18 protein-coding genes are annotated in these 11,717 nt (G+C 65.4%); 6 read left to right on the forward strand and 12 right to left on the reverse strand.

Translation table 11 applies throughout. The features are described from left to right. Positions 1-38: 38 nt before the first annotated feature. From CK227_RS34580 to CK227_RS34595, 4 genes are all read right to left on the reverse strand, one after another. Positions 39-614 carry a hypothetical protein gene (locus tag CK227_RS34580; RefSeq protein ID WP_095776043.1) on the reverse strand — a complete coding sequence of 192 codons (576 nt, stop codon included), beginning with the start codon at positions 612-614 and terminating at the stop codon, positions 39-41. Continuing rightward, the gene (locus tag CK227_RS34585) at positions 611-1,216 is read right to left on the reverse strand and encodes a hypothetical protein (protein ID WP_095776042.1); all 606 of its coding nucleotides are present in this window, start codon (positions 1,214-1,216) and stop codon (positions 611-613) included. The genes CK227_RS34580 and CK227_RS34585 overlap by 4 nt, the downstream gene beginning before the upstream one ends. Next, positions 1,213-1,800 carry a hypothetical protein gene (locus CK227_RS34590; RefSeq protein ID WP_095776041.1) on the reverse strand — a complete coding sequence of 196 codons (588 nt, stop codon included), beginning with the start codon at positions 1,798-1,800 and terminating at the stop codon, positions 1,213-1,215. Before CK227_RS34590 ends, CK227_RS34585 begins: the two co-directional genes overlap by 4 nt. A gap of 96 nt (positions 1,801-1,896) precedes the next feature. Continuing rightward, complete coding sequence (locus tag CK227_RS34595; RefSeq protein ID WP_095776079.1) at positions 1,897-2,259, reverse strand: hypothetical protein; 363 nt, start codon at positions 2,257-2,259, stop codon at positions 1,897-1,899. A gap of 173 nt (positions 2,260-2,432) precedes the next feature. Here CK227_RS34595 and CK227_RS34600 point away from each other — a divergent pair, with 173 nt between their 5' ends. Beyond that, positions 2,433-2,735, forward strand: a complete 303-nt coding sequence (locus CK227_RS34600; RefSeq protein ID WP_095776040.1) for a hypothetical protein — start codon at positions 2,433-2,435, stop codon at positions 2,733-2,735. 46 nt (positions 2,736-2,781) lie between these two features. Here the strand turns inward: CK227_RS34600 and CK227_RS34605 are convergent, their stop codons facing one another. Next, positions 2,782-3,486, reverse strand: a complete 705-nt coding sequence (locus CK227_RS34605; protein ID WP_095776039.1) for a helix-turn-helix transcriptional regulator — start codon at positions 3,484-3,486, stop codon at positions 2,782-2,784. 74 nt (positions 3,487-3,560) lie between these two features. Between CK227_RS34605 and CK227_RS34610 the strand changes: the two genes are divergently transcribed. Both CK227_RS34610 and CK227_RS34615 read left to right on the forward strand, forming a co-directional pair. Continuing rightward, positions 3,561-3,944, forward strand: a complete 384-nt coding sequence (locus tag CK227_RS34610; protein ID WP_245318406.1) for a hypothetical protein — start codon at positions 3,561-3,563, stop codon at positions 3,942-3,944. A 125-nt stretch (positions 3,945-4,069) separates the two neighbouring features. Beyond that, the gene (locus tag CK227_RS34615; protein ID WP_095776037.1) at positions 4,070-4,747 is read left to right on the forward strand and encodes a GcrA family cell cycle regulator; all 678 of its coding nucleotides are present in this window, start codon (positions 4,070-4,072) and stop codon (positions 4,745-4,747) included. A gap of 2 nt (positions 4,748-4,749) precedes the next feature. On the opposite strand, the gene CK227_RS34620 is transcribed toward CK227_RS34615, so the two are convergent. Continuing rightward, the gene (locus tag CK227_RS34620; protein WP_179296588.1) at positions 4,750-5,076 is read right to left on the reverse strand and encodes a DUF982 domain-containing protein; all 327 of its coding nucleotides are present in this window, start codon (positions 5,074-5,076) and stop codon (positions 4,750-4,752) included. A gap of 75 nt (positions 5,077-5,151) precedes the next feature. After that, the gene (locus tag CK227_RS34625; RefSeq protein WP_095776035.1) at positions 5,152-5,433 is read right to left on the reverse strand and encodes a DUF982 domain-containing protein; all 282 of its coding nucleotides are present in this window, start codon (positions 5,431-5,433) and stop codon (positions 5,152-5,154) included. Between the two features lie 80 nt (positions 5,434-5,513). Here CK227_RS34625 and CK227_RS34630 point away from each other — a divergent pair, with 80 nt between their 5' ends. From CK227_RS34630 to CK227_RS34640, 3 genes are all read left to right on the forward strand, one after another. Then, positions 5,514-6,188, forward strand: coding sequence for a DUF1376 domain-containing protein (locus tag CK227_RS34630; RefSeq protein WP_095776034.1), 675 nt, complete (start codon positions 5,514-5,516; stop codon positions 6,186-6,188). Next, positions 6,109-6,414 (forward strand): hypothetical protein, encoded by a 306-nt coding sequence (locus CK227_RS34635; protein WP_142878302.1) that lies wholly within the window; start codon positions 6,109-6,111, stop codon positions 6,412-6,414. The genes CK227_RS34630 and CK227_RS34635 overlap by 80 nt, the downstream gene beginning before the upstream one ends. A gap of 232 nt (positions 6,415-6,646) precedes the next feature. After that, a complete protein-coding gene (locus tag CK227_RS34640) occupies positions 6,647-7,243 on the forward strand; it encodes a DUF6456 domain-containing protein (protein WP_095776032.1) in 597 nt (198 codons plus the stop codon). Positions 7,244-7,327: 84 nt separating this feature from the next. On the opposite strand, the gene CK227_RS34645 is transcribed toward CK227_RS34640, so the two are convergent. The 5 genes from CK227_RS34645 to CK227_RS34665 form a co-directional block, all read right to left on the reverse strand. Beyond that, positions 7,328-7,663, reverse strand: coding sequence for a hypothetical protein (locus CK227_RS34645; protein ID WP_095776031.1), 336 nt, complete (start codon positions 7,661-7,663; stop codon positions 7,328-7,330). Between the two features lie 229 nt (positions 7,664-7,892). Next, a complete protein-coding gene (locus tag CK227_RS34650) occupies positions 7,893-8,114 on the reverse strand; it encodes an alkylphosphonate utilization protein (RefSeq protein ID WP_095776030.1) in 222 nt (73 codons plus the stop codon). A 252-nt stretch (positions 8,115-8,366) separates the two neighbouring features. Then, on the reverse strand, positions 8,367-10,400 hold the full coding sequence (locus tag CK227_RS34655) for an acyltransferase family protein (RefSeq protein ID WP_095776029.1): 2,034 nt from the start codon (positions 10,398-10,400) through the stop codon (positions 8,367-8,369). A 140-nt stretch (positions 10,401-10,540) separates the two neighbouring features. Beyond that, positions 10,541-11,038: a DUF2306 domain-containing protein gene (locus CK227_RS34660; RefSeq protein WP_095776028.1), complete on the reverse strand. Its 498-nt coding sequence runs from the start codon at positions 11,036-11,038 to the stop codon at positions 10,541-10,543. Positions 11,039-11,177: 139 nt separating this feature from the next. Then, positions 11,178-11,486, reverse strand: coding sequence for a hypothetical protein (locus CK227_RS34665; protein WP_095776027.1), 309 nt, complete (start codon positions 11,484-11,486; stop codon positions 11,178-11,180). Positions 11,487-11,717: the final 231 nt, after the last annotated feature.

Here is an 11,717-nt window from a genome sequence, read left to right on the forward strand (position 1 = left end):
GCTTCTCAACTCCCCGTATAGTGACGGGGAGAAAGTAGCTATTTCGGCGGGCGCTGGAAGTGCAGAAACCAGGGCCGCTCGCTGCCCAACCCGACCGCCGGGCGGATGGTTTTCACCGCATCCTCCGGCACAATAAAAGTGTCGCCGATGGTGATGGTGTCGCCCTTCCTGGCGCTGGAGAAGATCGCCGAGGTGCAGCTCATCACACCCGCCGGCAGGCTGACGCCGCTGATGGCATCCGGCAGCCAGCGGCGCCCGGCGGCGTCGGTCAGCATCAGCTTGCAGCCCAGCCACTGCTTTTGCAGGTCGGGGTCACCTATCTTGACCGAGAACGTGGCGATGACGGCGAAGGCGTGGTCGGGCAGGCGGCCGGCCTTGCCGCCGCGCAGATCGGCCAGTTTCCAGTCGCTGCCGCCGAACGGCACGGCCTGGCCGAAATCGACATCCCGGGCGATGAGGTCCTCGCCATGCAGCCATTCGCGCAGGCTGTCATAGCTGGTCTCGGCCAGCGTCAGCGGCAGCAGGATGGCAAGCGCCACAAGGCTGCGCCGCCGCCATTTTTTCTCGGGCTGCCGGTCTTCGCCGGCGATCGGTCCGGTAGAAACGGCGCTCATGACTTGCCTTGAGGTGTCCGGGCCTGCGGGGCGTCGAGGTCATATTCCGGCAGCACGTCCGCCGGCTGGCCGTCGGCGCTTGTCGGCACCCCATCGAGGCTGATGCGCGCCTGGGCGTCGAGCGGGGCGAACTGGCGCGCTGCTATCAGCAGGCTGGCGCCGCGGATCTGGTCGGGCGGTATTTCGAACACGAACAGGCCGCGCTTCTCCAGGCCCGGATCGACGCCATGCGGCGGCATGTCCTGGCGGTAGCCGAGCCGCTCCGTCTGGTGGTAGCGCAGCCCGGTCGGGCCTTGCCAGGTGCCCTCGGCAACCGTTGTGGAGGCGGCGGTGGCGGTGAGATTGGTCGACACCACCGCCCAAAGGCCGCTGGTGGTCAAAGACCTTTCCTGGCCGAACTGGTCGGTTTTCAGGGCGCGGGCAAAGACGACCTTGTCGAGCCGGACATCGAAGCTGCGCGCGCGCACGGTGTCGCGCATGGCGCCATCGACCGGGATCGGCGCGGTGAGGTCGGCATAATGTGGTTTCGACACCTGCATGCCGTAGCTCAGCGCTACGGTGCTGGCGAGGATGACGAGATTGCCGAGGATGCGGATTCTCATGAGCCGGTTCCCGGCGCCGGCACGTCGGCGACCGGCAAGGTGATGGTGCCGAGCCGGTAGGGATTGAACCAGCCGGGCATGCCGTAGAGGTTGTCGCGCGGCTTGAAGATCTCGGCGGTGACGCCGAAGCTCAAGCTGGCCGGGACAGCGGCGTCGCCGGCCAGCGGCCAGACATAGGCCATGCGCTCGGTCATGCCGGGATGCAGTTCCGGCGTCAGCGTCGAATCACGGATTAGCGCGATCGTCGGCATGGGGTCGGGCAAGGTGATGCCGTCCGGCTTGAAGACATCGAAATAGGCCTTATCGGATTGCGCGGTGCGGTTGGTCATGTCGGCCTCCAGCACCAGCGCCTTCTGGCCGGGCTTCAAGAGCACGCCATAGGTTCTGGCGTGGCTGACATAGGCGCGCACCGGCTGGACGCGCCAGCGCCCGGCATCGATGGCGGCATCAAGCGGCAATTGCGGCGGAGCGTGGGCGGGCAGGGCGCCGAAAGCGCCCATCAGACCGGCGACGAACAGCGCCGCGATGGTCCCCGCGCCGGCCGTGATCCAGGTTTGAACTTTTGAGCGGGCAGTCCTGAACATTCCAAATCATGCACGTCGAACAGCCACCCACGCACAATCTAGAAAGAAACAGAACCGATTGGAACCCGCAAATGGCTGGTCCAACATGGCCGGTCTTCAGGCCGCTTCGCGCGCCCACAGGCGATGGCCGTGGCGGCGGAAGAAGCGGGCCACCAGACGCTGCTGCCTCGCCCGGACGAGGTCGGGCAGGCGCCGTTCCTGGCGCCAGCGCGGCATGTTGCGCCAGCAGGCGATGAAACGGGCAGTGTCCTCGATGGCCTCCTGCGCCGACAGCGCCGGGCCGATCGCCGCCAGGAACAGCGATTCGGATTGTTTCAACTCGTCGATGACGGCCTTGCGCCGGAAATGCTCCTGGCGGGCCTGCGCGATGCCGTTGCGGCGGATCGCCTCGAAGGCTTCAAGCAGAGCAGGGCTGTCGCCGGTGTAACCGCAGGCGCGGGCGAAATCGGCGGCATCCATCATTGCTCCGGGTCTGGTGCGGCAGGCGACTCACATTTGTGAGTTTTTGGAAGCGTAACTCAAAAATTGATAAAAAGGGAAACTTTTGGGAAAGTGTTAAAACTGCGACTCGACTTCAGGGCTGAAACGCAGGATTATGCGAACAAATCAGGAACAAATGGGGTGGAGTGGCAATGGCATTGCCCGGCAGGAAACCAGTCATCGCGCATGTCGTCTCGATATCGGTCGAGTGCGCCGATTGCGGCCGCAACAGATGGTGGAAACCGGATGAACTCCGGCGTTTCGGGGTGACGGGCAGCACGCCGCTGGCGGAGCTTTCTGGCCGCATCGTCTGCTCGGCCTGCCGCGCCGACGGGCTGCCGGGCACGGCGATCTCGATCCAGGCGGCCTTCCTCGACGAGCGCCAGCGCGTGCGCAGCGAAGCGCAGATGCTGAGCGAGCGCGAGGTGCTGGTGGAGGGGGCGAAGCGGGCTTGAGGGGGCTGGTTCTTCCTTCTCCCACAAGGGGAGAAGGAAAAAGGGCCTAATATCCCAGCAATTCCTTCAGCGGGATGACCCGCCAGACATGCTTGATCGCATAGCGGTTGAAGGTCAGCGTCTTGGGCGGATTGTACTGCTCGACCACCAGCTCGCCCGCCGTGCGCTTGACCAGTTTCTTGATGAAGGCCTTGCCGTTGCGCTCGTTTTCTTCCGGGAACGTCTCGATCACCACATGGTCGCCGGGGATCGCGTCGCGGCCGCCGCAATAGATGAGGTCGCCGGGTTCGTAGCGTGGCACCATGGAGTCGCTCAGCACATGCAGCGCGAAGACTTTCGGCAGGTTGCGCACGCCCGGCGGGCGCTGGACATAGCCGGCGGGCTCGCCGTTGAAGGTGAAGTCGCCGTCATCGCCGCCGACCGCGGCGCCCAGCACCTCGATATCCATTGAGCCGGCGGGCATCGGGCCGGCATCGGTGACGATCTCGGCGTCGGCCACCGGGCCGGCATCGTCGAGAAAGACGACCTGCCCTTGGCCGAGCGCGACGGGGTCGACGCGCAGGAAGGCGGCGGTCTTCAGAAGGTTCTCGGTCTTGGGCAGGTTGCGGCCGGTTTCCCAATTGCCGACGGCAGCGACATCGGTGTCGTTGTGCTCGGCAATGTGGCGCATGACCAGGCCGCGCTGCTTGCGCGCCTGGCGTATCGCCGCCCCGACCTTGATCGACAGTTCCGTTTTGGCCATGGCACCCATGTGAGCGATGAAAGCGGCCCTCGTCTATGAAAGAATGGCTTGCATATATTTTTGAGTTATGCTTATATCCGGCCATGCAAAACCTGTCCAGCTTTCATGGCGCGGTAGCGCCGGCCTCACGCGAGGCAAACAAGGCGACCGATGTCGCCGCCCTTCCGTCCCGGCCGTCCTCCTCCCCGGCCGAGGCGAAGCCCGAGCGCCTTGATGCCTCGGGTCCGGCCCGCCCGTCCCCGGCGGCCGGAACGGCCGGAGCCGCCGCTCCCCTCGGCTCCGGCCCCCAATTCGACCGGCCCGTTTTGTCCGCCGGTCCTTATGCGCGCTCCTGCATCAGCACGCAGGACGGCACCGTCATCCTGCTCGAACCGATGACGGGCAGGGCGGTTTCCGCTCCCGACAGGAAGACCGCCGAGGCGCGACTGGCGCGCCTGGCCGCCGGGCACGCGATCCGCCCCGGCTGATCCGGCCCGCGAGCCGGCTTTCGCACCGAACACCCTGACCGTGGCCCGGATCGGGCCCGAACCCTGACGCCTGGCCGACGGCGCGCTCTCGCTGCCGAAGGCGGACCCCTGGATGGAGCCTGGAGATGGCAAGCTACAGCGACGCCGAACTGCAAGAGATCGCCCGCTGGCTGCAGGAGGGGCTTTCGGCCTCGAGGATCGCGGCGGCGTTCAGCGCGCTGCGCGGCAGCCCGGTGTCACGCAACGCCATCATCGGCATCGTCCACCGCAACGCCATGCTGGGCGCGATCGGCTTTGCCAATGGCCGTGGGATGCCGCCGGCCGCGAGACAAGCCGCCGGCGAGCAGGCAATATGCAAGCCGGCGGCCGCAAAGCAGGCAAATGGCAAGCCCAGCGGCAAGGCAGTGGCGCAACAACGCGCCGGCGTCCATGCCGCCGGGGGCGCGCGCAGGAACAAGACGCGGACCAGGCGCGATTCCTCGCCGGCGTGGCTGCCGCCGCGCCTGTTCGTGCGCGAGGTGGGCGTGCTGATCGCCGATGGCGAGGCCTACCGTCTACAGGTGCCGGCGCCGCAGCGTGGACCGATCGGGCGCCAGCCGCATGGCGTGGCGATGCGCTTCATCGACTGCCTGTTCGACCGCTGCCGCGCGCCGCTCGATCTCACGCTGGAAGAGGATCCGGAGAACGAGGCGCCGGGCGGCCGGCCCGGCGCCGACATGCTGTGCTGCGGCATGCGAACGAAAGCGCAGAAAAGCTACTGCGGCTACCACCAGGCGCGGTTTCAGCGGCGGGTTTGCCAGTGAGCTTATTTCGGTATCTGCCGGCCCTGCTTGGGCATGCGGCTTTGCACGCTGCGTGCCTCGAGCCGCATGGCCGGGCCGCCTTCGGCAACCAGGATGCCGGAGACGCGGGCAAAGCCGGTGAACACCTTAATCGCGTCGGATTCGGAGATCTGAGCGGCGATCGCGGCACTGCAGGCGTTGAGCGCGCTGCGGTAGACGTGACCGCGCCGCTCGATCGGCCAGCGCTGCAGGAAATCGGCGGCATCGCTGGCGCTGTCGATCTCCTCGACATGTCCTTCCAGGCTTACTTTGAGCGGCACTCCGGTTTTCAGCGTACCCACGGCGTTCACCTTCGATCTCAGCGAGACTATAAAGCCCGCGCTTATAAACGCGCAAGGCCGCCACGCGGTTGCATCGCCCCGGCGTCACTGGCCGGCGGCGGCGTCGAGCCAGTCATGCGCGCGGCTTCTCGGCTTCACCACCAAGATGCCCTGTTGCCTGGCGGCCTTGCTGAAGGCCTCGAAGGCGGTGCGCGGGCAGCAACTGCCCTCGACCGCCAGGCGGACCAGCCTTGCGGCTTCGATGTACGCGGGTGCGGTCTTGTCGGGCCATTGCTGTCGCAATGCCGTTTCGGCGTCGGCCACCGAGCCGACCAGCATGGTCTTGTTGTTGCAAAAGCGCAGCGTAATCGGCATGAACGCCGTCATCGGCAAACCTCCCCTTTGCATCGACGCGTCATAACGTGCGGGCCGGCGGCTGGTTCCATTAGCTTGCGTGCAGGCATGGTATGAGCGAGCGGCCCTTCATGCAGCTCTACGTCTCCGATTTCGTCGGCGACACCTTGCAACTCTCCACCGAGCAGATCGGTGCCTACATGCTCATCCTGATGGCGATGTGGAACGCCGGCGGCCGGCTGCCCGATGACGACGCCAAGCTCGCGCGGGTCGCGCGCCTTTCCCTGAAAAGATGGCGCGCCATCAGCGCCGATCTGTTGGGTTTCTTCGAGCGCCAGGCGGGCGAGATCGGCCACAAGAGGCTGACCAGGGAATTGCACAAGGCGCAGGTCAAAAGCGAGGCGAGGGCCGCCGCCGGCGCACGCGGCGGTGCCGTCACCGCCTTGAAAACAAAGGCGCATGGGGCGGCAAGTGCCGGCGCTTTGCCGCGGCATTCTCCAGACTCCAGAAACCAGAGTGAAAAAGCTTCCGCTTTTTCAGGCGAAAACAACAGGCATGTTTCGGCGCAAGGACAACGAGAGCCGTTCTGTCGCGACGGTGCGCAGCGTTCTTCATCGCGCGCGGCCAGTTCCAAGAAACCGCCCGGCTGGCAGCGGCCGAGAACCCATGCCGACGCCGCCAACGCCATCATCGAGGAGATCCGCAGCCATGACCGCAGCCGAACTGCAGCAGGCGACGAAGGCGCTGGCGGCGATGTTCTCATGCTTCCCGCAATCCGCCCTGACTGACGTCGAGATGCAGATGCGCGGCTATCTCGGCGCGGTGCGCGACGCCGAGCTTGCCGATCTGCAGGCCGCCATCCAGCGCTTCGTGCGCGGCGAGGTGAGGAGCGGCAACGCTCAGTTCTGCCCGTCCAGCGCGCAGCTCTGCATCGAAGTGCGGGAGCGGAAAACGATGCGCGAGTTGATGGCGCGGCGGGCGGCGCAAGCGCCCGCGAATCTGGTGACGGGATGATCAGACAGGTCGGTGGGACAGCGCCCCCCTCTGGCCTGCCGGCCATCTCCCCCACGGGTGGGGAGGTTGGCAGCGTCGCCTGCGCCGCCTTTCCTGCAACGCTGATGATTGGCGAAAGCCGACACGACATCTGATCTCCCCCCTCGTGGGGAGATGCCTGGCAGGGCAGAGGGGGGCGCTGCCCCGCCGACCTTTCCAAAAACACCACACCCCAAACCCAAGGAGCCACTCCATGCCCAAAAAAGCCAAAGCCGCCAAACCGCAGGCGCCGAAATTGCCGAAGGGCGAGGCAGAGCAAGTGCGCATACGTCGCGAGCTCGGCCATGATTTCGCGCTTAGCGACGACGCCTTCGGCCGCAAGCGGCTGGCCGCCGGCACGGCTGAGGCGCGGCGCGTCTACGAGGTGTCGAATGACGGCTACACGTCCACCGGCGGCATCGTGCGGGTGCGCAATGTCGACCCGCTCGTCGGCATCACCTCGCTGTCGCGCCAGCAGCGCGAGGCCGGCCAGCGCTACCGCGAGGATTTCCAGTGCAGCCAGCAGGCGAGCGTGAAGCCGATGCGCTGGAGCGAGCGCGTCGATAGCGGCCGCCATGGCGGCGGCATCGCCGACAGCGTGCTCGACGCCGGCCGCGCGCATGCCGCCGCCACAAGGGCGCTGGGGCATTGGGAGGTCGTGGCGGTGGTGCGGCAAGTCTGCTGCGCGGGCGGCTCGATCAAGAGCCTGGCGGAGCAGACGGGCGAGGGGCGCGATGTGGTGACGAAGCTGTTGAAGGTGGGGCTCGACCTGCTGGCGGTGCATTATGGGATGATGATGGGGCGCGGATAGCGGCGCCGTCATCCGGGAGCGATGCGCAAGCGAATGTCAAAGGGCAATCCGGCCGGCATGGTGCCAGCCGGATCAATTCGCAAGTCAGTTCCTGCAGACGCGGACTGTTTCGATGACGCGATGGTGGTGACGCCAGTGCCTGATCACCTCGGTGTGACAGCGGCGATGGTACATGCCGTAGTAACGGTGATGGTACATGCCGTAGTAACGCGGCCGGTAGCCTTCGTCGTCATACATACTGTATCGGCCATAGTAGCCGTCGTCGTTGTAGTCGCGATGATGATAACGATATCTGGGAACGTAATAGTCGTCGTCATAGCCGTTGCCGATGCCAAGCGTGATGCTGGCGGCATTCGCCGGTGCAATCACCGACACGGCCGACGCAATCGCGATCACGGATGCGAGCAAGAGTTTCTTCATGACAACCTCCTCTTCAAGGTCTGCCTAATAAACGCCGCCGGCGCAGCCCTGTTCCAATGAAGCCGGTAAACCAATGTTTCTCACGGTGACGGCGACAGGCGGGGGAATGCGCAGGATCGAGCGCGTCGTCGGGATAGGCTGGCCAACGGGCAGGTCCCGCCCTTGGGGCCGCAAGGCCAATCGGGGTCTGCGAGGGCGCCGACTTAGCGCGCCCTCGCAACGCGGCGGCTCACGCCTTTTTCAGGAATTCGGTTTTCAGCACCAGGCCCTTCACCTGCTTGGTGTTGCATTCGATCTCGCCTGGATTGCCGGTGAGGCGGATGTTCTTCACCAGCGTGCCCCGCTTGATCGTCTCCGATGTGCCCTTGACCTTCAGGTCCTTGATCAGGGTCACGGAGTCCCCCTCGTTCAACTGGCTGCCGTTGCTGTCTCTCACGATCGGGTCTGTCATGTCTTTCTCTTCTGCGCGGGGCCGGGTGAGCGCGGGCTTAAGGCTTCGACCGCCGCCTCGTCAATGCGCTGCCGGGCCAAATCGTCGGGCTGTTGCGGTCAGACGCCGCTGTCTCGACCTCAAACCTAAGGCGCGCCGCGTTGAAGCTGGATCCACTTTTGCACGACATGCATTGGAGCGGGTTATCGTTCATGGAAAGGCCTACCCGCTCTATCTCTTTGTTTTTCTTGAAATTCCGAACGGAGAATTGCTCTAGAACAGCGCCTTCTCCAGCGGCCCCTCCAAGGTCTCGGCAAAGGCCGTCGCCAGATGATGCCGGTCACGAAATGCCAGTTTGCCTGATATGAACACGTGGCACTGTGTGGGGCCGCAGAAGCGGTCGGTGAGGTCGACATAGCGCGTGTCGGGCACGCTCTTGACCACGGCGCGCTCTTGCGCCGCCGCGCCGTCATTGGCGGCTTGCGCCCGCGGCGTGTCGCAGCGCGAGGGCGCCTCGCGCCACCACAGGGCGCGCGCCACGCAGGAATCGGCGAAACTGTCGCCGATCGGCGTGTCGCGGATGACGGCGGTCTCGACGCCGGCCTGGCTGAAGGCATGCAGTGTGGAGCGCAGGCCGGCCTGCCAGCGCGCCGTCTCGGCCTTGCGGCCGGCGGCGGGCATGTCGCGCGTCAGATTGCCGATCGAGAATTCCGAGATCACCACAAGGCGCGGCTTGCGGCGGATGATGTCGGCGATGGCCTGTTCGCGCCAGGCGTCGCATTCGGTGTAGTCGCGCTTCAGCACGGTGTTGAAGGTCGACAGACGCGAGGCGCGGCACGAGGATTTGAGATAGGTGACCACCTTGGTGTCGTTGCGCCTGGCAGCCTCGACCAGCGGGGTCGACCAATGGTCGGCGTGCGAATCGCCGAACAGCACGATGGTGTGGGCGGCGTCGGCCGGGCCGAAGGTGCAGGGTTTCGGCTTCACCGTGTGGAAGTCGAGCAGGCAGTTCTTGTCCACGGCACGCGCGATGGAGGGCTGTTCGGCGGCCTGTTCGATGCCGCGCTGGGCGGGGTCGATGTTGCGCGTCGCCAGATGCGCATTGGCATAGGCCGCCGCCACGCCCACGCCGGTCAGCGCCAGCGCGGGAACCAGAGCAATTCCGGGAAAAGTGTGAAGCGGTTTTCCCTGGGGAATTGCGGCAAAACGAACCGCACGCGCGCCCGCCGGCAGCCAGCCGCCGCGCCGCGCCGGGTTCTCGATCAAATGATAGGTGAGGAATGCCAGCGCCAATGACAGCGCGCCGCAGCCGAGGCGCTGGACGACGCTGAGATCCGGCACCAACATGCCGGCATAGACGATGACCGGCCAGTGCCAGAGATAGAGCGAATAGGAGAGCGTGCCGACCCATTGCAGAGGCGGCAGCGACAGCGCGGAGGCGGGCGTCAGGGACTGCCAACGGGCCGGGCCCGCTGCCTGCTGGTCGTGTTTGTCGCCCGCGCCGCTCAGCAGCACCAGCACCGTGCCAACGACCGGCAGCAGCGCGTACCAGCCGGGGAAGGGCAGGTCTTCGCTCAAGCAGAGATAGGCCGTCGCGATCAGCGCCAGGCCGAGCCAGCCCTGCGCTGTTCGCAGCCATGGCCGCCGTTGCCACAAGGCCGCCGGGGCCAGCGTCGCCAGGCCGCCGGCGGCGAACTCCCAGGCGCGCAGCGGCGAGAAGTAGAAGGCCCAGGCCGGCGACAGGCTGGTCAGCCACAGGCAGGCGGCGAAGGAGGCGAGGCCGGCGACGCCGATCACCACGACAGCCATGCGCCGACCCGGGCGCAGCCAGGCGGCCAACAGCAGCAGCGCCGGCCAGACGAGATAGAACTGCTCTTCCACCGACAGCGACCAGAAGTGGATGAAGGGGTTGCTCAAGGCGTCCGCGGCGAAATAATCGAACGACCAGCGCAGCAGCCACAGGTTGATGGCATAGGCCGAGGCGAACATGGCGCCGCGCGAATAGAGCGCCTGCTCCTGCGGCGCCAGGATGAAATAACCGAGGCCAAGCGTCGCTAGGATCACGAACAGGGCCGCCGGCAAGAGACGCCGGGCGCGCCGCGCATAGAAGCGCCAGAGGTCAAGCCGGCCGGTCTCGGTGATCTCGCCCATAAGGTGCGTGGTGATCAGCCAGCCGGAGATGACGAAGAAGATGTCGACGCCGGCAAAGCCGCCGGGGAGGGCCGAGAGGCCGAAATGATAGGCCACGACGCCGCCGACCGCCAGCGCGCGCAATCCTTGTATATCAGGCCGAAACGATGCCGCCACGACAGCTCCTTCGTTACTTCAAGCCCGCCCCGCATCGCGGCCCTGGTCGGCCGATATCGCAATGCAATATGCTTTTCGCAGTGCAACATGGCCAGAACAAGGAAAGGATTGGAGAGGACGGCGGCTTCGCCGACCGACACTCAGCCCGGCACCCGCGCTCTGCGCGCGGCGTAGAGGCCTGCCGCTGCCGCGAGGATAACCAAAGCGGAGAAAATCGCCAGCTTCTGTGCTGTCGCGCCCTGCGGGCCGAAGGCGACGGCATACATGGTGCGGCCGGGAATGAAGGTCAAAAGCCCGGTGATGATGAGGCCGAAAATGTAGGTGCCCTGCATGATGCGGCGGTGGGCGGCAATGTTGCCGCCGCGCGCCGCGCGCACGCCACGCCACAGCATCACCAGCACCAGCAGCGACAGAAGGTGGATCGGGCTGAACGGCCCCCACAGCCGGATCGTCCAGATGAACAGGCCGGAGCCGGCGACCGTCGCCATCAGCGCCACCCAGACGCGGCCAAGCGCGCGGTGCAGCCGGTCGCCCTTGGTGCGCCAGAGCTGCGCGGCGCCGAGCAGCAATGCGGCGATGGCGATCAGCGCGTGGAGCTGGATGACGGGCGAGGCGTTGAATAAAGGGCTGAGCGACATCGGTGTTCTCCGCGAGATGGCGGATTATCGCCGAGGGGGCGTTGAGGCGGCAAGGGTTTGCGGCGGCGACCGCTCAAATCCGCCGTCCACAAAACAGCCCCGCGAACGGGGCTGCTTTTCAACGGCATGGAGGCATCGTCTACTTGCTGCCGCCGATCTTTTTCACGTTGCTGCAGAATTCCGGATGGGTGTTGGTGGGGTTGGCGTTCTTGACCTCGTCGGCGCAGGCCGTCATCATCATCTTCTGGTCTTCGGGTGTCAGTGCTTTCCAGGCCTTGGTGAACTCGTCATCGCTGCGCATCTTCTTCATGGTGGAGTCCGTGTAGAAGGGCTGCATCTTGGCCGGATCGTCGAGAGCGGGCGTGCCGCTGCCGCCCGATGCGGCGAGAGCCGAGCCGGCGACCATCGAAAGCGCTATGGCGCCAAGGCAGATCATCTTGATTTTCATGATAGGATCCTTCCCTGTTGCTTTGTGATCGTCTAAGCAACGATCAAGGGCGTAACGGCAGGATTTGGGTAAAAGTTCCAAATTTCCGGGCAAAATGAGCTCTACTTTTCTAAAATATATTATACGAAAGCTTGAATATGTCATACGAAAGCTTGAAAATTGCCGAGTTTTCACTCATACGCACAAGCAAAAGCCCATTTTGTTGTCGAATAGCCACGCAGTAACCTGCCC

The organism is Mesorhizobium sp. WSM4308, from assembly GCF_002294905.1.
Lineage (GTDB): Bacteria > Pseudomonadota > Alphaproteobacteria > Rhizobiales > Rhizobiaceae > Mesorhizobium.